The organism is Vibrio scophthalmi LMG 19158 (assembly GCF_000222585.1).
GTDB classification, from domain to species: domain Bacteria; phylum Pseudomonadota; class Gammaproteobacteria; order Enterobacterales; family Vibrionaceae; genus Vibrio; species Vibrio scophthalmi.
This window is the reverse complement of record NZ_AFWE01000220.1, coordinates 1-25,805: the sequence shown is the minus strand read 5'-3', so window position 1 is coordinate 25,805 and position 25,805 is coordinate 1. Positions and strand designations below refer to the sequence as shown.

At 44.9% G+C, this 25,805-nt stretch carries 23 protein-coding genes and 1 riboswitch; of the genes, 11 read left to right on the top strand and 12 right to left on the bottom strand.

What is annotated here, in order from left to right:
* Position 1: 1 nt before the first annotated feature.
* From RH88_RS20285 to htpX, 6 genes are all read right to left on the bottom strand, one after another.
* Positions 2 to 1,243, bottom strand: a complete 1,242-nt coding sequence (locus tag RH88_RS20285; protein ID WP_005599564.1) for an SAM-dependent methyltransferase — start codon at positions 1,241 to 1,243, stop codon at positions 2 to 4.
* Between the two features lie 4 nt (positions 1,244 to 1,247).
* Complete coding sequence (locus RH88_RS20280) at positions 1,248 to 2,054, bottom strand: DUF1365 domain-containing protein (RefSeq protein ID WP_005599563.1); 807 nt, start codon at positions 2,052 to 2,054, stop codon at positions 1,248 to 1,250.
* A 1-nt stretch (position 2,055) separates the two neighbouring features.
* Positions 2,056 to 3,360 carry an NAD(P)/FAD-dependent oxidoreductase gene (locus RH88_RS20275; RefSeq protein WP_005599562.1) on the bottom strand — a complete coding sequence of 435 codons (1,305 nt, stop codon included), beginning with the start codon at positions 3,358 to 3,360 and terminating at the stop codon, positions 2,056 to 2,058.
* A 13-nt stretch (positions 3,361 to 3,373) separates the two neighbouring features.
* Positions 3,374 to 4,099 carry an SDR family NAD(P)-dependent oxidoreductase gene (locus RH88_RS20270; protein ID WP_005599561.1) on the bottom strand — a complete coding sequence of 242 codons (726 nt, stop codon included), beginning with the start codon at positions 4,097 to 4,099 and terminating at the stop codon, positions 3,374 to 3,376.
* Positions 4,096 to 4,515 (bottom strand): nuclear transport factor 2 family protein, encoded by a 420-nt coding sequence (locus RH88_RS20265; protein WP_005599560.1) that lies wholly within the window; start codon positions 4,513 to 4,515, stop codon positions 4,096 to 4,098. The genes RH88_RS20270 and RH88_RS20265 overlap by 4 nt, the downstream gene beginning before the upstream one ends.
* 185 nt (positions 4,516 to 4,700) lie before the next feature.
* Entirely contained in the window at positions 4,701 to 5,570 is an 870-nt protein-coding gene (gene htpX, locus RH88_RS20260; RefSeq protein WP_006714223.1) for a protease HtpX, read from the bottom strand.
* A 349-nt stretch (positions 5,571 to 5,919) separates the two neighbouring features.
* Between htpX and RH88_RS23770 the strand changes: the two genes are divergently transcribed.
* On the top strand, positions 5,920 to 6,087 hold the full coding sequence (locus RH88_RS23770) for a hypothetical protein (protein WP_005599558.1): 168 nt from the start codon (positions 5,920 to 5,922) through the stop codon (positions 6,085 to 6,087).
* Between the two features lie 105 nt (positions 6,088 to 6,192).
* Here RH88_RS23770 and bioD read toward each other — a convergent pair whose 3' ends face one another.
* The 4 genes from bioD to bioB are packed head-to-tail and all read right to left on the bottom strand — an operon-like array spanning position 6,193 to position 9,870.
* Positions 6,193 to 6,873, bottom strand: coding sequence for a dethiobiotin synthase (gene bioD, locus RH88_RS20255; RefSeq protein ID WP_005599557.1), 681 nt, complete (start codon positions 6,871 to 6,873; stop codon positions 6,193 to 6,195).
* Positions 6,870 to 7,688 (bottom strand): malonyl-ACP O-methyltransferase BioC, encoded by an 819-nt coding sequence (bioC, locus tag RH88_RS20250; RefSeq protein WP_005599556.1) that lies wholly within the window; start codon positions 7,686 to 7,688, stop codon positions 6,870 to 6,872. Before bioC ends, bioD begins: the two co-directional genes overlap by 4 nt.
* Positions 7,689 to 7,691: 3 nt before the next feature.
* Positions 7,692 to 8,834 (bottom strand): 8-amino-7-oxononanoate synthase, encoded by a 1,143-nt coding sequence (bioF, locus tag RH88_RS20245; RefSeq protein WP_005599552.1) that lies wholly within the window; start codon positions 8,832 to 8,834, stop codon positions 7,692 to 7,694.
* Positions 8,818 to 9,870 carry a biotin synthase BioB gene (gene bioB, locus RH88_RS20240; RefSeq protein ID WP_005599550.1) on the bottom strand — a complete coding sequence of 351 codons (1,053 nt, stop codon included), beginning with the start codon at positions 9,868 to 9,870 and terminating at the stop codon, positions 8,818 to 8,820. The genes bioF and bioB overlap by 17 nt, the downstream gene beginning before the upstream one ends.
* 163 nt (positions 9,871 to 10,033) lie before the next feature.
* Between bioB and bioA the strand changes: the two genes are divergently transcribed.
* Entirely contained in the window at positions 10,034 to 11,320 is a 1,287-nt protein-coding gene (bioA, locus tag RH88_RS20235) for an adenosylmethionine--8-amino-7-oxononanoate transaminase (RefSeq protein ID WP_005599548.1), read from the top strand.
* A gap of 54 nt (positions 11,321 to 11,374) precedes the next feature.
* On the opposite strand, the gene RH88_RS20230 is transcribed toward bioA, so the two are convergent.
* Together RH88_RS20230 and RH88_RS20225 are read right to left on the bottom strand one after the other, a co-directional pair.
* Positions 11,375 to 12,049, bottom strand: coding sequence for a DUF2057 family protein (locus RH88_RS20230; RefSeq protein ID WP_005599546.1), 675 nt, complete (start codon positions 12,047 to 12,049; stop codon positions 11,375 to 11,377).
* An 89-nt stretch (positions 12,050 to 12,138) separates the two neighbouring features.
* Positions 12,139 to 13,146: a porin gene (locus tag RH88_RS20225; RefSeq protein WP_005599544.1), complete on the bottom strand. Its 1,008-nt coding sequence runs from the start codon at positions 13,144 to 13,146 to the stop codon at positions 12,139 to 12,141.
* Between the two features lie 511 nt (positions 13,147 to 13,657).
* Between RH88_RS20225 and dinG the strand changes: the two genes are divergently transcribed.
* The 9 genes from dinG to RH88_RS24035 all read left to right on the top strand — a co-directional run bounded on the left by dinG (position 13,658) and on the right by RH88_RS24035 (position 25,710).
* Positions 13,658 to 15,730 (top strand): ATP-dependent DNA helicase DinG, encoded by a 2,073-nt coding sequence (gene dinG, locus RH88_RS20220; protein WP_005599538.1) that lies wholly within the window; start codon positions 13,658 to 13,660, stop codon positions 15,728 to 15,730.
* A gap of 74 nt (positions 15,731 to 15,804) precedes the next feature.
* Complete coding sequence (locus RH88_RS20215; protein WP_005599537.1) at positions 15,805 to 16,584, top strand: sulfite exporter TauE/SafE family protein; 780 nt, start codon at positions 15,805 to 15,807, stop codon at positions 16,582 to 16,584.
* Positions 16,581 to 17,129 carry a primosomal replication protein gene (locus tag RH88_RS20210; protein WP_005599536.1) on the top strand — a complete coding sequence of 183 codons (549 nt, stop codon included), beginning with the start codon at positions 16,581 to 16,583 and terminating at the stop codon, positions 17,127 to 17,129. Before RH88_RS20215 ends, RH88_RS20210 begins: the two co-directional genes overlap by 4 nt.
* Before the next feature lie 2 nt (positions 17,130 to 17,131).
* Entirely contained in the window at positions 17,132 to 17,296 is a 165-nt protein-coding gene (gene rsmS / locus RH88_RS20205; protein WP_005599535.1) for a pleiotropic regulatory protein RsmS, read from the top strand.
* Between the two features lie 11 nt (positions 17,297 to 17,307).
* Positions 17,308 to 18,447: a ribosomal protein uL16 3-hydroxylase gene (locus tag RH88_RS20200; protein WP_005599533.1), complete on the top strand. Its 1,140-nt coding sequence runs from the start codon at positions 17,308 to 17,310 to the stop codon at positions 18,445 to 18,447.
* A 39-nt stretch (positions 18,448 to 18,486) separates the two neighbouring features.
* On the top strand, positions 18,487 to 19,293 hold the full coding sequence (gene xthA, locus RH88_RS20195) for an exodeoxyribonuclease III (protein WP_005599531.1): 807 nt from the start codon (positions 18,487 to 18,489) through the stop codon (positions 19,291 to 19,293).
* 198 nt (positions 19,294 to 19,491) lie between these two features.
* Positions 19,492 to 21,186 carry a type I secretion system permease/ATPase gene (locus RH88_RS20190; RefSeq protein WP_005599529.1) on the top strand — a complete coding sequence of 565 codons (1,695 nt, stop codon included), beginning with the start codon at positions 19,492 to 19,494 and terminating at the stop codon, positions 21,184 to 21,186.
* Positions 21,179 to 22,528, top strand: coding sequence for an HlyD family type I secretion periplasmic adaptor subunit (locus RH88_RS20185; RefSeq protein WP_005599527.1), 1,350 nt, complete (start codon positions 21,179 to 21,181; stop codon positions 22,526 to 22,528). Before RH88_RS20190 ends, RH88_RS20185 begins: the two co-directional genes overlap by 8 nt.
* Before the next feature lie 97 nt (positions 22,529 to 22,625).
* A riboswitch (cyclic di-GMP riboswitch) is annotated at positions 22,626 to 22,705 on the top strand.
* Positions 22,706 to 22,737: 32 nt separating this feature from the next.
* On the top strand, positions 22,738 to 25,710 hold the full coding sequence (locus tag RH88_RS24035; protein ID WP_005599525.1) for a calcium-binding protein: 2,973 nt from the start codon (positions 22,738 to 22,740) through the stop codon (positions 25,708 to 25,710).
* Positions 25,711 to 25,805: the final 95 nt, after the last annotated feature.

Below are 25,805 nucleotides of genomic sequence, written 5' to 3'. Positions count from 1 at the left end.
CCTATGGTCTTTGAAAGGTCATGTGAACCGTGCTAATGGTTTTGGCTCGAAAACCGCCTTCGCAATAGCAGAAGTAATAGTTCCACATACGAATAAAGCGCTGATCAAAACCGAGCTCTGTCACCGTATCGAGATTGCGATTAAATCTGTCATGCCAATGGCGCAGTGTTTTTCCATAATCTTCACCAATATCGAAGAGATCTCTCATCACTAAATCACTATTTTGCGTCGCAGCTCCAGTCAGTGCGGTAATAGAAGGCAAAAAACCGCCGGGAAAGATATATTTTTGTATAAAATCAACATTGTTGCTGTAACTTTTATAACGTTGATCCGCGATAGTAATCGCTTGAATTGCCATTAACCCTTGTGGTTTCAGTAAGGTTTGGCACTTGTGAAGATAAGAAGAAAGATACTCCTTGCCGACCGCTTCAATCATTTCAATCGAAACTAATTTGTCGTATTGACCTTCCAACAAGCGGTAGTCTTTTTTAAGTAACGTAATTTGTTGGGTTAAACCAAACTGTTCAATCTTATTTTTGGTGTAATCAAACTGGGCATCAGAAATAGTGGTTGTGGTGACTTTACAGCCATAATTTAACGCCATGTATATCGCCATAGCTCCCCAACCGGTACCTATTTCAACCACATGATCGGTTGGTTTCAATTGTAACTGTTGGCACAAGCGTTCCATTTTATTAATTTGCGCTTGGGCTAAAGAGTCTTGATTCGATTCGAATATCGCTGACGAATAGAGCATATTCTCATCAAGAAAAGTCTCATAGAGCGCATTACTCAAGTCATAATGCGCAGAGATATTCTTTTGCGAGTTTTCGACCGTATTGCGATTCAACCAGTGACTAAATTTATTTAACAGCGTCGAGAGAAAGCTGCTGCGGCTTTCAATACTATCCAGTGCGGATAAATTTAATGCCATTAATTCCATTAACGCGGTCAAATCAGGAGACTCCCACCAGTCATCCATATACGCTTCTGCGGCTGCGATACTGCCGCCTTTCAACAGGCAACTATAAAATGCCGGATTTTTCACCGTAATCATCGCCGCTGGCTGATTAGGTCTATGTTGGCCAAAACGTTCGCGATGCACCACTTTACCCGGCTCAAATTCTTCGGTGATATTCAAAGTGCCTATCGACAATTTACACAAACAATTAAATGCGACGCTACGTGCGGTTTTATCTAATGTACTGAGTTGCTTAGGAAGTGTCAGTGTTTGAGTAGCCATATTCCTATGCTCCTTGCTTATCGTTGCTGTTATTTGGGCGACTATTGGTACTGTCATATTTTTGATGCTCAGGCATCGTTTTATTTGCCGCAGTTAACTTGGTATGGGTGTAAATTGGTGCACCTTTTATCCACAGCTTGAAGGCGTGCCAATAAATTCCAACGACGACTTTTACTGCCATCATAGGCGTTGCGATCAAGTGACGTACGAGATTATTTGAACGCAACGGCGTTTTTTTCATCGCCATCGTCGCTTCAAACTCTTTACTTCCTCGATGACACTCGAGATGAACATTGAGCGATCTATCTAACGGCTTAATACGCCATCGGTAGGTTTGTTCGATTGGATTAAATGGCGAAACATGGAATGCTTTCTGATGCTCAAAACATCCAGATTCTGTCGCAGGAATAGCGTAGTAGTGGCGTTCATTCCACGGTGTATTGCTCACTTCTGCCAACAAATAACGCCATTCGCCTTGTCGGTCATAAACGTAATAGAAGTTCACCGGGCTGAAGTAGATACCCAAGTAACGCAAATGAATAACCGCTTCAACCTTGCCTTGCAACCGCTCCCCTGTTAACTCTTCGACCTTATCAAATACCGCTTGTTTTAAGTCGCCTTCTCCGAGGTAATCCGCTCGACGAAACCTCGCCCAATGCCACCAGCGTTGGCCTATTCCCCACACCTTTGTGAATACGCTATCCAGTTCATCGAGATCCAGACACGGCATAAACATCGGGTAGTTCAGCTCATGCTGAATTGGCTCACGCCGCTTGTGCCTCACCATGCCGACCAATAAAGAACTGTTCATATCAAGCCGCCCCTTGCTGTAAGCGAGGCGCTACCTTTATCTCAGCTTGAGACTCAATCGCTTTAACTACATCTAGCGCACTGCGCACGCCATCTTCATGGAAACCGTTGTACCAATAAGCACCACAGAACCAACTATTCATCTCGCCATTAATACTGTCTCGTTTGGATTGAGCCATCATCGACTCACGACTAAATACCGGATGGCTGTAATTAAAAGTACGCAATATTTTGCTCGGATCAATTTGGCTATCACTGTTTAAGGAAACACAAAACGTCTCTTTGCTCTCGATATGCTGCAAAATATTCATGTTGTAGGTCAGCGTCGGCGGTACACTCTGCTCAACATCGGATCCTGTTAGGCGATAATTCCAAGCCGCCCAGGCAGCTTGTCGCTTAGGGAGTAAGCTGGTATCGGTGTGTAACGTCACTTGATTATTTTGATACGCAAGGTTGGAGAGAACGTCTTGCTCCTCAGAAGTCGCATCGTTTAACATTGCGAGTGCTTGGTCACTATGGCAAGCAAAGATAATTTGGTCAAAATGCTCCACCTCACCATTCACCATCACCTGTACCCCGCTCATATCACGCCAGACCGATTCAATCGGTGATGACAGGCGAATACGCTCAGCAAACCCTTTAGTGACAGCCGGTATATACGCCCTTGAACCGCCATCAATGACATACCATTGCGGACGGTTAACCACATCAAGCAAGCCGTGGTTAAGAAAAAATCGGGCAAAGAAATCCAGAGGAAAGGCTCGCATATCTGCCAAGGTGGATGACCATATCGCCGCCCCCATGGGCAAAATATAATTGTCACTGAAATAATCGTTAAATTGGTACTGACGTAAAAAGTCACCGAGAGTTTGCTCCCCATGACTTTGGTGAGGTTCAAGCGCTGCAACGTGATTTTTGACTAAACGGTTAAAACGCAAAATATCGAAAATAAATTTATAAAATCCAGGTTTGAACCAATTGCGCTTTTGAGCAAATAACGTCGTAAGAGTATGGCCGTTGTACTCCAGCCCGTTCGCTTGGTTAGAAACACTAAAACTCATTTCCGTCGCAACGCCTTTCACCCCTACCTCATCCATTAAATTAATAAAGTTAGGATAGGTACGATCGTTGTAAACAATGAAGCCTGTATCTACGGCATACTCGATTCCGTGACTGACAACATCAACCGTTGCGGTATGACCACCAATATAGTCATTAGCCTCAAACAGAGTAATATCGTGCTCTCGATGTAAATAGTAGCCGCAAGTCAATCCTGATATACCGGTGCCAACAATTGCAATTCTCATGATTATCGTTCCTTTATTCTTGGATTAATTTGGCCGTAATTCGGTTTTGCCAGCGATAAGGGAGTAAGCCAAGCAAACGCAGAATCAAGGTGAATCGTGTAGGGAAATAGATATAGCTATCACCGCGCTCAATACCTTTGCGAATCGCTGCCGAGGCTTGGTCGACATCAACCATCATTGGCATATCGAAGGTATTTTTGTCAGTAAGAGGTGTGCGCACAAATCCGGGGTAAACCACAGTAACGTTGACGCCGTCGGGTTTTAGTGTCTGTTGCAATGTTCGGCCGAGATAACTCACCGCCGACTTTGAAGCGCCATAAGCCTCGGCTCTGGGTAATGCCAGCTCACTGGAAATCGAACCAACAATAATCACCTGCGTGCCGCGAACAAAATGCGGTTGCGCTGCTTCTATCGCATACACCAACCCCATGACATTAATTTCAAACACGCGACGAATGATGTCACTGTCCAATTGCCCTTTTTCGATATACTCACAGTCACCGGCATTAAAGATCCAAACATCCGGGATGAAAGGCAGGGTTGAGAGAATTTGCTGCGTTTGCTGTTTGTCTGTCAGATCAAAACACAAGGTCTCTAAGCCGTTATAGTCTCTGCCTAGACTCTCCAGTACTTGTTGATTTCGGCCACAGGCAATCACTCTGTGCCCCGCTTTTAGGTAATCTTGCGCTAATTGAAGGCCAATGCCTGAGGTTGCTCCAGTGATAAATACCGTCTTCATTCGCCTAGCCTCTGTTTAATGGTACGGATAACCGAGCCAAGCAGCGGCAAATTCTCATACAGCATCTCACCGAGATCAAAATAGTCACGGTGATAAATAACTTTACCCTCTGCAAACTTTATATGGCTGACACCATTCACATAGATGGTGTTGCCACGATGAAGCTTGGGATGTTCGAGTGCCATCGTCCATGTGATAAATCCAGCCGATCCCTGCTGTTGTAGATCTTGAATATCAAACTCACAGCGCTGGACATTGCTATACAAGTTTACAAAGTAGCGCTTTAACTCATCCCACCCCTCAAGGCGATGTGCTGCATCTTCAAACACAACATCTTGGTGATAGACGTCATTCAAAAGATACAAGTTCGATTTGTTAAGTTGTTGGTATATTGAACCAACGTCGGCAACGTCCATGCTATCCCCTTAACTAACTTGTACAGTAATTTTTAATGTACAATAAACGTAGAACAATAAATTAAGTTGTACAAGATTAATTTTGTATAACTTATTTGACTTACGTAAGCGAAGATAGATGGATCAAAAAAGGCTTGGAGATTATCCAAGCCTTTTGTCGTAAATTGATGAGGTTAACTAAATCGTTACAAACCGTTACGCAGTGCTGCAATACGTTTGTCTAATGGCGGGTGGCTCATTAGCAGTTCAGTCATTGACGCTTTACCATTAATACCAAATGCCATCATTGAGCCTTCAAGTTGAGATTCGTGGCTCATTTTCAAACGCTCTAGTGCAGCGATCATTTTCTCTTTGCCGACCAATTGAGCAGCACCAGCATCGGCATAAAACTCACGATGACGGCTGTACCACATCGTCAAGAAGCTCGCTAAGAAACCAAACACCAGTTCAAGCACCATCGAAACACCGAAGTAAACCATCATGTTGCTACCGCCTTCACCTTCTTCATCACTGTTCGATGAAACGATGTTAGCGATAAATCGCGATAGGAAGATAACAAAGGTATTCACCACACCTTGCATCAAGGTCATCGTCACCATGTCACCGTTAGCAATGTGACTCACTTCGTGTGCAAGAACCGCTTCTGCCTCATCACGAGTCATATTGTGTAGTAGACCAGTAGAAACAGCCACTAGCGAATCATCACGCTTAGCACCTGTCGCAAATGCGTTAATATCACCCGATTCGTAGATCGCGACCGTTGGCATACCAATACCAACTTGTTGAGATTGGCGGCGAACCGTTTCTAGCAACCAATGTTCAGTTTCATTACGTGGGCTCTCAATCACCATGCCGCCAACTGAGCGTAGGGCCATACCCTTTGACATCATCAATGAGATAAATGAACCACCAAAACCAAATACAGCCGCCATGACCAATAGGCCAGATAGACTACCAGGCTGCATCCCCGTAACAGCATAAACAATATTCAGAACAACACTTAAAACCAAAACGACGGCTAAGTTGGTTGCAAGGAATAACATGACTCGTTTCATTACTTTTCTCCGAAACAGAAAGCTTTTTGTTAGTGGCTAACGTGCATAGCATATCGAGTTAAAGATAAATTACACCGCAGCCTTTAGTCTACCATCTGATTCCACTCATCCGGTTAGCATATAGATATAGTCTAATCACTTTAAACACAAGGGCTAGAAGTAAATTGAAACATTTGTTTGCACCTTAAATTAAAAGCTCAACCGCCACAAAACAGATAAAGGGCAGAATACGGCTCAAGACGTTAGACTTTGGTCTTATTGTAGACCACGAGAAAAGTGCTAAATTTCTAAAGATACAGTTATTTCGCTTGTATCTATATTTCATGCAACAACGTCAAAGGAATGCAAAATGGTTGAAACAAATAACTATCAAATGGCTATCGATCTTTTGTGCTGTCACCTTGGCATTACTGAAGATGAAGCAAAGCAACAACTAGGCTTAACCACTGATCAACAAATGCAGCAGCGCGTTGCAGAAACGCAATCAGCCCTGTTTGGCATGACCGCTGAGATGTAATACCACCACGGCCATAATCTGGTTGGTGTACACTTATTTGATAAAAAAAGGCTGCCAAATGGCAGCCTTTCTTTTTTCGAACGCTTCTTTTATCAACCGGTATTTCTACGCAAGTAGTGGAGAAACATCAATATACTTAGCGAGATCTTTTCTCTTTACTGCGGGTACATACGGGATTTCACCAATTTTTGGCGCACTGATTTTTTGCTCCAGCATTTCAATGATTTCCGCGTAGTTTTCCGTACCTGGGTTAATGCGGTTCGCTACCCAACCGGCTAACTCAAGGCCATCGGCTTTGATTGCATCCAAGGTCAGCAATGCATGACTCAAGCAACCTAATTTAATGCCAACAACTAAAACGACAGGCAACTTCTCTTGCTGAACCCAAGTTGATAGGCAATCCGTATCGGAAACAGGAACGCGCCAACCACCCGCGCCTTCAACCAATACGATGTCTGAGTTTTGCTTGTGTTGAGCAAGCTTCTCACTTAATAGCGCATAATCAATCACGACATTTTCGCGCTTAGCCGCAATATGTGGCGAAGCCGGTAGCTCAAGCGCATAAGGGTTTACATCCGCATAATCAACATTAACCGTCGCAGCATTCTGTAAATATAAGGCGTCTGAGTTACGCATGCCTTGTTCTGTTTTGTCGCTACCGGCCGCAACAGGCTTATAGCCTATCGTCTGTAAATTCTTTGCCGCTAACGCGTTCAAAATCGCTTTTGATGCGACTGTTTTCCCAACATCGGTATCCGTACCTGCAATAAAAAATGCATCAATCATAGATTAATTATCCCCAAACAAACCTGATATGTTGCGGGTAGAAGACCCTGATGTTCTTGACGAAAGATCTGATATTCGCGCTCAAGCTGTCTCAACGAATGTCGACTCGTTAAACCTTGAGAACGCCCTACAACATGATTTGCCCCAATGCCTTTTAAATCTCGCATCAAGCCAAGTGCAGAATCATACCAAACCACAATTGCTGGCAAGTCTAAGTGATGGGTATGACAGTGAGATTGAGCTAACGCAATATTTACCTGATTGAGTGAGATAAAATCGTTGACGTGTTGATATGTGTCAATTTTCGCCCAAGCCTGTTTAAGTTCGCGTAAAGAGCCATCTAACAAAGTCGAAAACAACAGCTGTCCACCGGGTTTGGTGACTCTGCGCATTTCTCGCAGTGGCACCGCAAGATCTTGGCACCATTGCAACGCTAAACTTGAAAAAACATAATCGAATTGATTATCAGCAAAAGGCAATTGCTCTGCATCGCCCTGCTGATAGTGGACTCTTTCTTCCCCGCAACGATTTTTAGCTTGCTGCAACATCGCCCTCGAGAGATCAAACGCAACGACTTCTGCCCCTCGATCTCTTAACTGCTGGCTAAAATAGCCTGTCCCACAACCGACATCGAGAATACGATAAGAGGAGAGATCGCTCGGTAATTGGTTGATCAAACGAGTCCCCACATCACGCTGGAAAGCAGCGTGCTGATCATAACCTAATGCCGCTTTGCCAAACGCCTCGGCAATCGCGTTCTTATCGATATAACTTACATCCATATCGAGTTCATCGACTCGTAAAGCAGGATTCATAAATCAGTTCTCCAACGCCAATTTCAACTCTGAGGCCAACTGAGCCACTTGTTCTAGAGTGTGATTCGCCGTTAAGGTTATTCTCAATCTCGCACTGCCAACGGGAACGGTCGGCGGCCTTATCGCGGTTAGCCAGAAGCCCTTCTCTTTAAGTCGCGTTGCCAGCGACAATGCTCTCTCACTGGATCCGACTAACAGCGGCTTGATCGGTGTTTGAGTATCGACATAGCCTGGTAGTTGTCCACACAAGTCGTGATAACACGCTTGCAGCTGTTGGAGTTTATCGCGACGCCATTGCTGGCTATCAATCATATCGATAGCATGAGTCAGGGTGTATGCGAGGCTGGGAGGTATCGCCGTGGAATAAACATGATGACGAGCAAATTGGGTGAGGTAATCGCCCGTTGGCTCATCACACAGTATCGCCGCCCCCGATAAACCAAAGGCTTTACCAAATGTCACGACCAATAACTGGGGTCTGACTTTCGCCTGATCACAACTGCCACGGCCCTGTTGACCTAACACACCAATACCGTGGGCATCATCCACCGCCAGCCACGCCTTATCACAAGTGATGTCTGCCATTGCTCGCAAAGGTGCGAGGTCGCCATCCATACTAAAGACGCCTTCAGTCATCACTAACGAATGCTCTTCGATAAGATGCTGTAGATGAGTGAGGTTATTGTGCTTAAAGCGTTTCATTGTCGCTTCTGACAACATACCCGCTTCCATTAATGAGGCGTGATTGAGTTTATCTTGCAGCAATAAATCGCCTTTTTGCAGCAAAGCAAATATCAACGCTTGGTTGGCAGAAAATCCCGAACTAAATAAAATCGCACGCGAGTAACCCAACCATTGGCATAAACGCTGCTCTAGCGCTTGATGAGCATGACTAAACCCAGTAACCAGAGGAGAAGCACCGCTGCCATTACCAAACCGATCAATGCCTTTTTTCCAGACTCCCGCCAGCTCTACATCACTCGCCAGCCCCAAATAATCGTTACTGGAAAAGTTAATATAACTCTGATCAGCTTGATATAACTTGGCGGTATTGGCGCAATCCAAACGCGTCAGTTGTCGCTGAAGTCCATGCTTATGCCGTTCAGCAAGTGCTTGGCTTATGCGCTGATCAAACGTTAGCTTCATAAAAAAGATCATCCGCCGAAGGTCTTGCTGCTACCCGTTCCACAACGCGATCAAGCAATTCGTTTTCTTCGATCTCATCAGGGCGTTGCGACACTTGCTGACTATTGATTCCCAGCTTGTTAAATAGCTGCATATCTTTGTCTTCAGACGGGTTTGGTGTGGTCAGGAGTTTGCAACCATAGAAAACCGAATTCGCGCCCGCCATAAAGCATAAGGTTTGCATCTGCTCATTCATGTTTTCGCGCCCTGCAGATAGGCGAACTGCTGACTGCGGCATCATAATTCGGGCAATCGCAATAAGGCGGATAAAGTCGAACGGTTCAACATCATCGACGGTTTCTAGTGGCGTGCCTTTTACCTTAACCAACATATTAATCGGTACACTTTCAGGGTGAGTGGGTAAGTTTGCTAACTCAACCAAAAGACCAGCACGATCACTGGCACTTTCTCCCATGCCGATAATGCCACCGGAGCAGATTTTCATTCCCGCATCACGCACGTGAGATAAGGTATCAAGACGATCTTGGTAAGTACGCGTGGTAATAATATTGCCGTAAAACTCTGGCGAGGTATCAAGATTGTGGTTGTAGTAATCAAGGCCGGCACCGGCGAGTTTTTCAGCCTGATCTGGCGTGAGCATACCCAAGGTCATACACGTTTCTAAACCCATGCCCTTCACACCTTTAATCATTTCGGTCAGGTGTGGCATATCGCGCTCTTTAGGGTTTTTCCAAGCCGCCCCCATGCAGAAACGGGTAGAGCCGGCATTTTTCGCTTTTTGTGCCGCATCTAGAACACGTTCAACTTCCATCAAACGTTCTTTCTCGACATCGGTGGTATAACGAGCACTCTGCGGGCAATATTTGCAATCTTCTGGACAAGCGCCCGTTTTAATTGAGAGCAACGTACTGACCTGCACATAGTTATGTTGTTGAAATTGACGATGAACCAACTGCGCTTCAAACAACAGATCCATGAACGGCTTTTCCATTAGCTGCTGCACTTCTGCAACAGTCCAGTTATGACGAACTTCCACGTGTTTTCCTTTTTATATCCCTGCTAGTTCATGATGAAACTAGAGTGCTCACTTGAATTTTGCTCTTGGCTAGTCTAACCACAGACGTTAGACTGTCAACACAAATGAAAAACCAAAGTTTACAATTGGTTATTTATTAATCAAATTAATCATGGAAGTACTTATGGACTTAGCGTTTGATCGTCGTCATATCTGGCATCCCTACACATCAACCCTGACACCTCTGACCTGCTATCCTGTCAGTCGCGCCCATGGCGTGTATCTACAATTAGAAGATGGTCGCGAGTTAATCGATGGCATGTCCTCTTGGTGGTCAACCATCCATGGTTACAATCATCCGCATCTTAACCAAGCTGCTCATCAGCAAATCGATCAGATGTCCCATGTCATGTTTGGTGGCATTACCCATCAACCCGCAATCGATTTATGTAAGCAGTTGGTTGCGATGACAGCCGAGCCTCTCCAGCATGTTTTTCTCGCCGACTCCGGCTCGGTTGCTGTAGAAGTCAGCCTAAAAATGGCGTTGCAATATTGGCAAGCGAAAGGGGAATCGCGCAGCCAATTTCTTACCCTGCGTGATGGTTATCATGGTGATACCTTTGCGGCAATGTCCGTCACCGACCCTGATAATTCAATGCACTCGCTCTACAAAGGCTTTCTGCCTCAACATATCTTTGCTCAATCGCCAAAAACCAGTTTTTGGCAGCAATGGGATGAGTGTGATCTCGATGATTTTAAAGCCAAACTTACCCTGCACCACCGTGATATTGCAGCGGTGATCTTAGAGCCAATCGTGCAAGGTGCTGGCGGGATGCGTATTTATCACCCGAAATTTTTACAGGGTGTACGCCGTTTGTGTGATGAATTTGGCGTGTTGCTGATCTTAGATGAAATCGCGACAGGCTTTGGCCGCACAGGCAAGTTGTTTGCGTATGAACATGCGCAAATCGAACCCGATATACTCTGTTTAGGCAAAGCGCTCACCGGCGGTTACATGACACTTTCTGCCACGCTGACCACCTCACATGTTGCCAACACGGTTTGCGGTGGGGAAGCCGGTTGCTTTATGCATGGACCTACCTTTATGGGTAATCCCCTAGCCTGTGCGGTTGCCAACGCCAGCATGGAGATTCTTGCGCAAGGAGAATGGCAAGCGCAAACGCAAGCGATTGAAACCCAATTTGCACAGCAACTGCCGCTTTTAGCCGAACATCCTTTAGTAAAAGAGGTTCGTTGGCTCGGCGCGATTGGGGTTGTCGAAGCCACCAGCGCGGTGAATATGGAAGTCATCCAAGCGCACTTTGTTGAGCAAGGGGTTTGGATTCGCCCATTTGGCAAACTGATTTATATGATGCCGCCATTTATTACTACGCCACAACAAATCGACGCACTCATTACTGCAGTCCACAATGCATTAAATCGCCCTGAGTGCTTTCAATCCCACTCGTAAACGAAAAAGGGTTGGCACTGTGCCAACCCTTTAAAATCTGTTTATCGAACTCAATTACTCTTGATCGATCATCCAGCGACGGAACTCTTTACGTTCTTCTTTGCTAGCTTTCAAATACCAAGCTTTCAGCTGTTCAACATTCTTCACTGCAGCTTTAGGTGCATGAGTAGTTGCTTTTGTAGTGCTATTTGCAGTTGCTACTGCCGATGCCGTCGCAACAGCTACTGGAGCCAATTCAGCCGCTGCTGGCGCATCAATCAACTGACCATCTTGGAAGTAAATGCCGCGTTGCTGATTATGTTTTGCAACGATCTCATCCATGCCTGCGTATGGCATGAAGCCTTTCTTTCCTTCGACTACCGCTTGAGTAAATTCAACCGGTTGACCATCTGCTTCAACACCCCAACCCGGTTTTGCTTTCGAAAACTCTTCAGTAGCAGCCATCTCACTGTAAAACTTAGGAAATGTGATTTTGTAATCTTTATCTTGAGCATCAAAATTGATCACATAAGGTTTTGAAGTAAACACATTTCCTTTACCTAATTTGTCATCTAAACGGACAACAACCTGAGTAAATCCTTCACCAACCTCATTGATACCTATTTTTTGCTCAGCCGCTTGACCGTTAATATACAGAATAGAAATTCCTCTGTCAGCGCTCAGTTCAGCAGCTTGAAGAGGAAGTGCTAGCAATGTTGCTGCAAATGCAAATAAACCTTTAGCGTTCAAAAGAATCTCCTAAAAAATAATATCTGTTTGATTTAATAATTGAAAAAGCCACCCGAAGGTGGCTTTAGTATAACTATGCTAGCTCATTCTTAGAATGATGCTTTAACACCTACTGCGAATGCAGTTGTGTTGTCACGAAGTTCTTTGTTAACTTCTGTTTTGCCGTCGTTACCAGCAACTTCAGCGTAAACTGTCGTGTTAGGCGCTAGGTTGTAACCCGCGTTTAGGAACCAGCTGTTTACGTCTTCAGCATTTTGTTGTGCAGCTAGAGAGTAAGCAGTTGCGAATGTCCATTTGCCTAGGTAGTAGTCAGCACCAAACGTGTAAACGTCTGCATCTGCGCCTTCACCATCAAGATCAGTAGCGTAGTAACCAAGACCTAGACGGATGCTTTCTAGACCAGCGTAATCAACTTCAACACCGTAAGCGTGCTCGTCATGTTTACCAGCTTCTTTGTGGTCTAGGTTTGCGTAGAAAGCAGATAGGTCAAAGTCAGCTACACGGTAACCAAAGCGAGAGTCGTAGTAGTTTACGTCTGTTGCTTTAACAGTTGTAACATCACCAGTTTCGCCTAGTTTAAATACGTCTGGGTTACCCATCTTGTCTTGTACGAAGCCAAGAGTAGTGTAGAAAGAACCGTTGTCGTAATCGTAACGGATTGCTTCGTCATGACATGCGAAGTCACCAGACGCACCGTTGTACAGTTTGTTTACGTCAAATTGGTAATCGCTCGTGATGCCACCTAGGTCATCGACAGCAGTACATAGACGACCAAACTTGATAGAACCGTAAGTTTGAGAGTAAAGCGCTACGTAGATGTCGCCGCTGCGAGTTACTTCTGCGTTGTTAGAATCAGAGCCGTCGTAACCCCAGAAAGCACCGAAAGTAAATTCTTCGTTTAGAGCGTAACGAGCATCAAAACCGAAATCTGCATCTTCAATTTGTTGCTTCATTGAGCTGTCAGAGAAAGAGTTTTGGTAAGTAACTTCGATATCACCAACTAGATCAACAGTTACGCCATCTTGGTTGTAAAGTTCGATCGCTTGTGCAGATGTTGCTGCAAAAAGTACTGAAAGAGCTACTAGAGTCTTTTTCATAATAATCCACTGCCTTTTCTTTAGAGAGGAAATCCGTATCCGGTTCCCTTTATGTTTGGTGGCGATTTGTGCTCTTTAATGGCTCAATATCACCGCTCTCAAATTTCGAAGCCTAGATTGCAAAAGATTATTCTGCGTGTCAAATCTTATAAAAACCAAATATAAAAAAACATAAAAACCATTAAAAACAGCGATTTACATAATTTACACTCCATTTTTCGATTAACTTCTAACCATTATGATGCTTTTGTCACTAGATGAAGCTCGTCGCAAAATTAGTGCATTAACCTTAATTTATGCGACAAAAATCACCACGACAGGATTTTATGCTATTTTTGATGTCATTTTGCTTGAGGATATTTTTCACATTTAGAATTAATTCTAAGTTCATGAAGGTTCAATCTTTTTTTGTGAAGGAGATCGAGATTTAGCTGAAAAGGATTCTATTTCGTGAACTACGTAACGCTTAGATAAGTGTGCTACACTCGCTTTCCGTGAGAAAGGCGCCCGTATGTCAAACAGTAAAATACAACAATCAATTCGCAAAAGTTATCAAAACCTCCAAGCTCAACTGGATAACTTTGTCCCCCGTCGAGCACAGAACTACCTTGTTGCAGAAATTACCAAAACATTGTGCGGTGAGTACCATAAATCAAACCGCATGATTGTCGCTGAGGCAGGAACAGGGATCGGAAAATCACTCGCCTATCTGATGGCTACCATACCTGTTGCGGTACAAAGTAACCGCAAAGTAGTGATTTCGACTGCAACCGTGGCGCTGCAAGAACAGTTAATCGATAAAGACTTACCTCTATTTCGTCGCATCACCGATCGTGAGTTTTCATTCCAACTTGCCAAAGGCCGACAACGCTATTGCTGCGCGGAAAAGCTAGCGACCGCCTGTGGCGCTGACGGTGGCCAACTCGCCATGTTTGAATCTAAGCCAAAGAAGAAAGATATCGAACTGCTTGAGCGCTTACATAAAGCATTCCAACAAGGCAAGTGGGATGGCGACCGTGACTCATGGCCAAAAACCATTGACGACGAATTATGGCTGCATATCGTCAGTGATAAGCATAGCTGCAACAACAGTATGCCTTCACATCGAGGCTGTCCTTTCCAAAAAGCCCGTTCAGAGCTCGACAAGGCCGACGTAATCATAGCCAATCACAGCTTAGTGATGGCGGATGCCGATCTTGGTGGTGGCGTGATCTTACCTGAACCTGAAAATACCATTTATGTGTTTGATGAAGCGCACCACCTACCACATGTGGCGCGAGATCACTCCTCGGCCGCCGCTAGCCTAAAAGGCGCAGCAACATGGTTGGAACGCCTTAACCAATCGGTGACCAAGTTTGCTAACTTGGCGGATGAAAAGCGCGTAAGTCGCTTTCGTAATGAACTTCAAGATTCAATCCAACAACTGATTCCCTCATTAACACAGTTATCAGGCCGTTTCGATCCTGCCCACTTTGTTGATGGTCTCTACCGTTTTGAACACGGTGAATTGCCGAATTGGTTAGAAGAAGAATCAAAGCAGCTAAAAATCCTGTCTCATAAAGGCGCACAAGCAACCGCTAAAATTGCCGACCTGATTGCCGAACGTGTTAAAGAGGGTGAAATTGCTGCGCGTCTCGCTGAACCAGCGCTGGCTGAACTGGGTTTCTATATCCAACGTATGGATAACCTCGCCCAAGTTTGGCGCCTAATGGCAGAGCCACAACGAGAAAAAGGCGCCCCACTGGCACGTTGGTTAGCCGTCAGCCCTGAGCGAGAAAGTGATTTTGTCGTGAATGTGTCACCGTTAGAAGTTGGCTGGCAGTTAGATCAGCAAATTTGGAGCCGCTGCTTAGGCGCTGTATTGGTGTCAGCGACGATGCGCGCACTCAATTCATTTAGCTTCTTTTGTCGTCAAGCCGGTATCAGTGAGAAAAACGAGGATGGCACTCGCTTTCTGGCGCTCGCTTCACCGTTTGATTATCAGAATCAAGCGGAATTACACATACCCAAAATGAAGTATGAACCGCAAGCGAGTGAATTTACGGAATATCTTATTGATATTCTGCCTAACCTAATTGAAGACAAACAGGCCAACTTAGTTTTATTCTCTTCTTACTGGCAGATGAATCAGGTCGCGCAAGCACTTGAATCTCTATTTATAAAAAAAGGTTGGGCTTTACAAGTTCAGGGGAAAGAGTCGCGCACTGAAATTCTCAATAAACATAAAACCTTAGTGCAATGTCAAAAAACCAGCATATTGTTTGGTACTGGTAGCTTCTCCGAGGGGTTAGATCTTCCCGGCGAGTTATTAGAAAACTTGATAATCACTAAGATTCCGTTTGGCGTACCGACTTCACCCGTAGAACAAGCTCACGCAGAGTACATTGAGCAAAAAGGCGGTAATCCGTTTATGCAAATTACTGTACCTGACGCGAGCAAAAAGTTGATTCAATCGGTAGGACGTTTAATACGTAAAGAAAGAGATTGTGGCAAAGTGATTATTCTTGATAGACGTATCGTGACTAAACGCTATGGTCAATCACTACTGGACTCATTACCTCCGTTCAAACGAATCATTGAATAAATTAAGTGGTACAAGCTAGCGACATACGATCTAGCCGATATAAAAATAGAACCACGGACAAAGAAGAAGACTAAATGGAAATGTTAGAGCCAACCATGTTGTTGGTATTAGCGCTTGTCGCATTTTTTGCTGGATTTATTGATGCTGTTGCTGGTGGGGGTGGCATGTTAACCGTGCCTGCCCTCCTTTCTCTCGGGTTACCGCCACATGTTGCGCTTGGCACCAACAAACTTGCGGCCAGTTTCGCCTCTTCTACTGCGGCCTTTACCTACTATAGAAAACGCTTATTCAACCCTCGTTGTTGGGGACGCTCTTTCGTTGCAACCTTTATTGGCGCGATTATTGGTACGCTAGTGGTGGACTCGATTAGCACCCAATGGCTTGAAAAAACGCTGCCTCTGATTATTTTAGCCGCTGCGATTTATACCATTTGGCATAAAACACCGAAAAATAGCAGTAATGAACCACCACCACCCTGCCCAACCTTCCACAAAAAACAGGTTGGCCAAGGCGTCATTCTCGGTTTTTATGATGGCGTGGCAGGGCCTGGAACCGGTGCGTTTTGGACCGTTAGTACCATGGCACTCTACCGCCTCAACATATTAGTGGCCTCAGGTGTTGCCAAGGCGATGAACTTCACGAGTAATTTCACCTCACTGATCACTTTTGCTATCTTAGGCCATATTGATTGGGTACTCGGTTTAACAATGGGCGTATGCTTGATGGCAGGCGCTTTTGTTGGTGCACACTCCGCCATCCGATTTGGCGCCAACTTTATTCGCCCGATCTTTGTTACTGTCGTCAGCATACTGGCGATAAAACTGGCTTATAACGCGTGGTTTGTGGCTGTATGAATCAACTAAAACAACTTGTCGCGACACTCGACCAACTCGCCATCCAAGCGGCGCAGATCGATCGTCGCCGTAATGAACACCATCAACCCCTGTTTGATGAAACCCTTTTTCACTGCAAAGCTCGTTTATTGGTTCCTTGTGTCAAAGAAACGCACTCAACGCTAGATACGATTATTCGCGAACAAGATAGCGGTCGACTGACCTCATTACGAGCCGAGTATTTAACCGAACGTTTATACGCTCAATTGGCGGCGCTGCAACGCGAAATCGCCACTCAGCCAATCCGTAAAAACGAGCCGAAGCACTATAGCCATTACCAAAAGCCGATCAATGTGCTCTATCAAGAACTTGCCCAACATCAAGATTGGGAAAGACGCCTGATGGAAATGGTTCGCGATAAACTTGCCGAACTTGAAAGTGCTCCCCCGTTTGCACAACAAACCGCTCAACAAGCGTTACTTTCTACTGAGCAGCGTCTAGAACGCTGTCGTGCTGCGAAGCTCAAAATAGAAAAACAAATTACCTACCGTGAGAGACATCAATAACTATGACGCAATCTGTAAGCGGCCTTGATAATGCGCCAGATGAGATAAAGCTGGCCGTCGATCTTATCTATCTATTAGAAAGCAACGAAGTGGACCCTCAAACCGCATTAGCCGCGCTTGAAATCGTCCAATCGGATCTTCAAGCCAAACTGGCCACCCAAGCATAACGGAAAGAGAGATGTTCACACTCAATATCAACATCGCCGAGTTTCTAGAAACTTATTGGCAAAAAAAGCCGGTCGTGATCAAAAATGCGTTCAAAGATTTTGTTGACCCGATTTCCGCTGAAGAAATTGCCGGTCTCTCGCTAGAAGAGATGATCGATTCCCGATTTGTCACCAACAAAGATTCACAATGGACAGCCCAACACGGCCCATTCGAGGAATCTTTCTTTGACGATTTACCAGAAACCCATTGCCAGTTGATCGTTCAGGCTTGCAACCATTGGCACAGTGAAACCGCACAACTGATCGAACCTTTTAAGCAGCTGCCTCAATGGCTGTTTGATGATGTCATGGTTTGCTACTCCGCTCCTCACGGTGGTGTCGGCCCCCACATCGATCAATATGATGTTTTCATCATTCAAGGCCAAGGCAAAAGAGAGTGGAGAGTTGGCGCTAAGGACATTGGTCAATACCAAGAAGTCATTCAAGGCGGTGCGCTGCGACAAATCGAAGGTTTTGATTCAATCATCGATGAAACTTTGCAACCGGGCGATATGCTCTATATCCCGCCGGGTTTCCCTCATGAAGGGACAACATTAGAAGCCAGTTTAAGTTATTCACTTGGCTACCGTTCACCGACGGAGCAAGAGCTATTGAGTCATTTTGCCGATCATCTGATCGCTCATGATATTGGCAACACTCACATGCATGACCCAGCGCTTCCAGCACAAGCCCAGCACGGTCAAGTTGGTACGCAAAGCCTCAACGTGTTAAAGCAAATGCTGCGTAACGCTCTAGAAGATGATGATGTCATTGATCGCTTTATTGCGACACAGCTAAGTCAATCTCGCCACCAAATGAATATCATTGAAGTCGAACCTGAATACAGCCTCGAAGAAATCGATCAACTATTGGCGCAAAATACGGTTTGGGAAAAGGTAGCTGGATTAAAAACGCTCTATCTCAGTGAAAATTCAGAGCAGTTATTCGTCAATGGTGAATGCTTCGATATCGACAGTAAAGATAAGCAAATTATTAGCTTACTGTGCGATCAAGAATCCTTCAGCAGTGACGACATTCATCGCGAATTGCAACCTAAAACTCGTCATACCTTAATGACGCTGATTAATCTCGGCTATTGGTACGTAGCCTAACCATCGTATCCGAAAAATGAATGAGATAAGGAATCAAACATGAAAGTAGTTTCTTTTAATATTAATGGCTTGCGTGCAAGACTTCACCAACTCGAAGCGCTAATTGAAAAACATCAACCTGATGTCATTGGCCTACAAGAAATCAAAGTTCATGACGAAGCTTTCCCGCTAGAAGCTGTCGAAGCGATGGGTTACAAAGTTTACTATCACGGCCAAAAAGCCCACTACGGCGTCGCAATGTTATGTAAACAAGCACCAATTTCGGTACAAAAAGGGTTTCCAACCGATAACGATGAACATCAAAAACGCATGATCATGGCAACATTTGAAAATGCGGCGGGGGAAAAAGTGACGGTGCTAAATGGCTATTTCCCTCAAGGTGACAATATCAACCATGAAACCAAATACCCATACAAGCGCCAGTTTTATAAAGATCTGATGAACTACTTAAATGATCATCACAGCAGCGATGAACAAATTATCGTGATGGGTGATATTAATATCAGTCCACTCGATAGTGATATTGGTATTGGCGAAGTGAACCGTAAGCGCTGGCTAAAAACGGGTAAATGCTCATTCCAATTAGAAGAGCGTGAATGGTTAAAAGATCTACTTGATTGGGGATTCATTGACACCTTCCGCCAAATTCATCCTGACGTGACCGATAAATATTCGTGGTTTGACTACCGCTCTCGTGGCTTTGATGATAACCGAGGTCTACGTATTGACGTTATTCTTGCAACAAAATCATTAGCTGAACGTTGTATTGAGTCCGATATTGATTACCCTCTGCGTGGTATCGATAAGCCATCCGATCACGCACCAATTTGGTCAACGTTTAAATAAAAACAATACCAACAAATTATTTCTACATAATTAAAGGGTTTCTTAAAAATAGGAAACCCTTCATATCCATCTGATTTTAAACCATAAATTTTTACCGAATATTATTCAAAGCTAATATTCGCCATTTGTCTTCCTCGCTCTATTGATTATTACAATGTTAGGATTGCGTTAATTTTTCGCGATGTAGCATTGGTTGATATGGAAATCAAAAAGAAAGATTGGGAACAACTTACCCCATTTAACAAAAAGGTATTCTATACCCTTATTATGGCGGGGTTTGTTCTTAACGCTCTTATTTTGGTTGTTCCGATTTACAGCCTACAAGTTTTTGATCGCGTACTCACTAGCCAAAGTCTCGATACCTTATTTTTAATCAGTATGATTGTTTTGTTTTTACTGATTATCCAATCTATTTTAGACATTTTAAAAAATCGTTATCTACACCAAAAATCTGCCAAGTTAGATGCGTTGATTTCCAGTTTTTTCTATCAAAGACTGACGATAAGTAACGGTAAAAATAGCGCCAGTTTGCAAGATGTGCGCGAGATAAAATCCTTCATGACCTCTCCGGCATTTTCGCTCGCCTTTGATATGATTTGGGCACCATTATTTCTCCTGGTGATGTTTCTTCTCCATCCTGTCGTGGGCTTTGTCGGTCTAAGCGCCGTTTTACTTGTGGGTGGTTTTTCTCTCTATATTTATAGAAGTAAAACGCAGCAACATGCAGACTCACAAGTTGCAACGTCTGCGTGTCGTTTTGCGAGCGAACAAGCCACCACCCAGCGTGACAATATACAAGCTCAATACCTAGCCGATGGCCTCAATCAGCAATTTCAACACATGACAGCAGAAAGAGTCTGGTTTGATCAACAGCTTGGCTTGACCTCAACAACATTGGCTTCTATCGCCAAATGTCTACGTTTCACTTTGCAGATAGCCATAATGGCTGTTGGTGCTTGGCTGGTTATTGAAAACACCATGTCCGCTGGTGGCATTATTGCAGGTTCCATTCTTATGTCTCGTGTGCTGCAACCTTTTGAGCAACTGGCCAGTACTCTGCAAGCATGGCAACATGCCAATGCCGCCAATCAACGCATTTGCGCCTACTTTGCCAATCTACCTCAAAGCAATAACACCACCCAGTTTAGCGACATTAATGGTTCACTCCATATTGACAATGTTTCTTGGTATCCACCAAAAGCAAAGCTACCACTACTCAAAAATATTCGCCTTAAGTTGGAGCCCGGCAACCGTGTCATGATTATGGGTGCCAATGGCTCGGGAAAAACCGCTTTATGTCAGCTATTGGTCGGCTTATCACAACCCAGCTCAGGCTCTGTGAGAATCGATACTGCGAGCTTACCGCAGTGGGATGCCAATCAACTAAAAGGGGTCATTGGTTACGTACCACAAAAATTTGATTTTTTGCCGGGAACGATCAAACAAAATATCGCCCATTTTGATCAGAACATGAATGATAGTGACGTTATCAGTGCAGCCAAAGCCATCGGCATCCATCAGGATATTGTCCGCCTTGAGCAAGGCTATAATACGCCGTTGGGCCCCACTGCTCTGCCTATTTCAATGGGACTTGCGCAAGCAATCGCCATTGCCCGCGCCCTCTACTATCGCCCTAAGCTGCTGATTTTCGACGAAGCAAATGCCCACCTCGACAACATCAGGCTCGGTGCTTTCAAGCAGCTACTCCTACAACAAAAACAGCAAGGTAGCGCTGTGGTGATGATTTCTCATCAACGCGATCTGATTGCGTGTGTCGATTGGGTGGTAACACTAGAGCAAGGTGAAATTACAACGGCGAAAAAGGCGGAACAAATCACTGCCGAACAAGAAAACAAAGTGCGCGAAATAAAACAGGCGGTATCCCATGGCTGATCCTATGTTTCACCAAATAAAAAGTGAAGGTATCGAGTATCAAGATTCACGCAGTTTGAGTTTTGATCCCAGTACCACCAGCAAAATAACGCTTGGTGTTGTTCTATTAATGTTGTTCGGCTTTATGCTCTGGGCAACCTTTGCCAAGCTGAGTAGCGCCGCGATCGCTCCAGGCGTCATCATTGTTGAGTCAAAACGTAAGCCGATCCAACACCTAGAAGGGGGAATCGTTAAAACCATTCATATCGCCGATGGTCAAGCGGTTGAACGAGGCGATCTATTGATCACCCTTGATGCGTCACAAGCACACGCTCAACTTTATGGTTTACGTGCACAATGGCAAAGTGATCTTGCGCGACTAAATCGATTACAGTCCGAACTCAGTGACCAAAAACGCATTCAATTTGATCCTCGCTTAATTGAACTTAAAGACGATCCTCGTGTGCAAACCATACTCGACACACAAGCGAAGTTATTCGATAAACGCCGCTCATTACGTCGTGGTGAGGATAAAATCCTCAACGAAAAAATTGCTCAAGCGAATCTCGATCTTGATGGGCTGCGTAAACGTTATCAAGCCGATGAACAAGGTTTGGTTTACTTAACTGAGCAGTTAGAAATGCACGAAACTCTGCTTGAGACAGGTAATACATCCAAATCTCGTTTGCTCGATTTAAAACGAGAATACAGCGATTTAAGCGGCAACCTAGCGGAATTAGATATCAAGATTAATCGCGCTCAACGTGGTGTTTCAGAGGCACAATTGCAAGACACCAATGCCGACTTCGATTATGCCAAGCAAATTGGTGAAGAGATTCAACAACTCGAGCGTTCAATCAACGAAACCAATCAAGCCATGATGAATGCCCAACAAGTTCTGAAGCGAATTGAAATTCGTGCGCCTCAGTCAGGCGTCGTGGTTGGCCTCTCTGTATTTGCTCAGCAATCGGTCATCTCGCCTGGGGAAAAAATCATGGAAATTGTTCCTCAGCAAGATCAACTGATTGTAGAGGCTTTGTTGAAACCAGAAGATATCGATGTGGTTTACCTTGGACTGGATACCCAAGTTCGACTCTCCGCGTACAACTTTCGCCGCACCCCACCAGTAAGGGGAAAACTGGTCCACATTTCTGCTGACCGAATCACCGACCAAGCATCTGGATCTTCAGCGTACCTTGCCCAAATCGCGCTAAATCAAGACGATTTAGCCGTACTGCAAGACGTGACGTTATACCCAGGTATGCCCGCTGAAGTAATGATACTACTCAATGAAAAAACACCGCTTGATTACTTACTTAGTCCATTATCGGTCAGTGCGTATAAAGCGATGCGAGAAATTTAGTTAAGGGAAATGAGCGGGATATCTCCCTTTGTTTTACTAGTGCCAATCTACATCACTACAAAGCAGATTAGTACAGCGATATCCCAAACAACATAACAACGAGAAAAGCCAAACCTATCGCGAGGTAGGGACGGAAAGCTGCAGGTCTCATTCCATTGAGATGGCTGAGCCGCCTCACATTAATCATCCGATTGATAGAGGAAATTTTCATGACAGTTAAGCACCAACAATCCGATAACAGCGAAAACCGCTTGGCAGCCCTAGATGTTGCACCCGATGCTCTAGAATTACCTGAAGATCAGGTTGTTATTGATGTCGACGGCATTGACAACATCACAACCCAAGATGGTAATGACATCATTCTTGGCCTTGATGGCCATGATGATATTCAAGCCAACGGGGGTGACGACATTATCGATGGTGGTACCCAAGGTGACTTCATTCAAGCCGGTTCCGGTGATGACTTTGTTAATGGCGGCAGTGGTTATGATCACGTTGTAGGAGAAAACGGTAATGATGTTTTACTGGGTGATGACTTCTCGCAGCATCTGATTCTCGATCCTATAAGCGGTGAACTGACTGTCGATTTTAGCCATGCGACAACGGCCGATATGGGCCAAGCAAAGGTATTCAACCCAGATGGCACAGAAGCTGTACTGTTTGAATCTAATGGCCGATTTGGCGTTATTGGTAATGATGAAAGTGGCGTTGCAGCACAGATTGGCTACAGCTTTGAAGATGAAGGGCAAAAAGGCGATCGCACAGGCGCATCAGAAGTGCTTTCAATCTCTGTGGATGAACACTCCTACGCCGCGCAAGTTTCTATCGACAAGCTCTTCAAAGATGAAGGCAAATCGGAAGGGTCTAAAGTTCGTGATATCGATGAAGTGGGTGTTTGGACAGTATTAAGAGACGGTATTGTTATCGAACGTGGTTATTTCACGGCTGGTGAGTTTGATCAAGCTACCCTGGATGCCTACGGCCTAGACCCTGCAACGGATAACCTTAAAGTGCTTAGCGATGGCAATGGCCGCTCTAACGGCATCTTTACCATTGAGCCGGAAGATACTGGTTTTGTTGCCTTTGACGAAATCCAATTTTCAGCCGCTATTGGTCACTTTGATAAAAGTGGTTATGGCTACTTAGATTCCAGTGACTTCTTTGTCCGTGAAGTTAAAACGGTCGCACTAGAGAGTGACCCAAGCGACAGCACTTTTGATGACCTTTATGGCGGTAATGATGATGTGCTCCTTGGCGGTGACGGTGCTGATTGGTTATTTGGTGATGATCGACATAACTTTGAAGGCACACCAAGTATCGATTTGTCCGCCGCAAGAGCAAGTAACCCGGTTTCAGGTACTGGGGTAGTTAGCCAAGGTCAAGATGGTGGTGTCGGCGTAGAAGGCAATCAAGAGTCCGGCGTTGCCGATCAGCTTGGTCATACTTTCGACCCTGATACTCTACAAGGCGAATCTGAAACCCTCACTTACAACCTTGGTGAAGATCAGTATGCCGCTCGCGTGCAAATTGATCGTCTGTTCGCAGATGAAGCGCTTAATGGAGCCAATGAAGTAGGTGTATGGACAGTATTTAATGACGGTAAGATTGTTGCTTCTGGCTACTTCACTTCCAAAGATATTGATCCTGCGACCCTTGAGACCTTTGGCATAGACCTAAGCGACAATATCAAGGTACTGGCAAATAATTCAGATTCAACCGATGACGGTTTCTTTGATATCACCCCACAAGACACTAACGGTCAGAGTTTCGACCAAATTCAGTTTTCCGCTGCTGATGGCGTGTTTGATAAAACGGGTAGCCAATATTGGGACTCGAGCGATTACTTTATTAAAAGTATCACCGTTCTCGATAGCGATTCACTTGAGGGAAGCAACCCAGAGGGCAATGACTGGCTTGATGGTGGTGCCGGTAATGACCTTTTAGAAGGCGGTTATGGTCAAGATGTGCTTATTGGTGGCACAGGAGACGATATTCTCATTGGTGATTACACCCAAGCCACCACGATTACGGCAGGCACTGATGAAACCCTCGATGAGGCTATTGCACTCAACCCTGATGGCAGCATCAGCGATTTAGCCGAAAACAATAATGGTTTTGGTGTTGAAGGCAATAGTGAAAGCGGCGTTTCAAGCCAAATTGGCTTTAGTTTTATTGATGATGGCGCAGGTGATATCAGTGGCGAATCAGAAACACTCTGCATTGCGGTGGATGACAATACAGCCGCAGCCAATCTATCCGTCGATAAACTCTTTGCCGATGAAGCATTTAATGGCGCGAACGAAGTTGGCGTATGGACTGTCTTCGATCAAGGCGTTGAAGTGGCCACGGGTTACTTTACGGCCGGTGAAATGGACGATGCAACACTAGCGACTTACGGTATCGATCCTACCGCAGACAACATTAAAGTGCTTGAGCAAGGCGATGACTGCTGCCATGGTGAATTCATCATCTCACCATCCGATACAGCAAACACCACTTTCGATGAAATCCAGCTCTCAGCGGCTAAAGGTACCTTTGATAAGAGTGGCTTTGGTGCAACCGATGCCAGTGACTACTACTTGTCGTCGATCACCACCTATCAAATGGATGACTTACTGGTGGGCGGCGAAGGTAATGATCTTATCGCTGGCGGTCAAGGTTTTGATGTTATTGATGCCGGTGAAGGTAACGATTTGATTCACGACAATGGCAACGATTATATCGATGGCGGTGATGGCTTTGATGTGGTCACAACTCAAAAGGTCGGTTATTTCTATTCAGAAACTAACGTTGCAGAGAGTGTGAAACATGCGGTGGATTTTGAAGTAACGCAAAGCTCAAAACTACAAAACATCGAAGCGGTCATCGGCACTGATCAACAAGATACTTTATTGCTGGATCTCAACGTCGTCAGTGAGTCAACACAATCTCTGACAGGCCAATCATCGGATGCTTTCTTTGCTTCGAATATTGAGCAACTGACTCTGGCTAATGATGACTTCCAGCTCGCAGCCGTCAATGAGGCACATGTTGCCGATCTCGATAGCGCATTGCAGTCTCATCTTGAACAATTGGGTGTTGATGGTGCGATCTACAGTTACACTTTTGCCAACGGCAGTGATACCGTTTCTGTTTATAGTGATGTCGAGTGGGACTACCTTGAGCCAGAAATTGGCGTATAAATAGTCTTTGAATAATGACCATGGTCGATAACGAAAGACCGTTCGTTATCGACTCTCTTCGCAAACCTTGGCGACAGAGAGAGACCTTATACCAA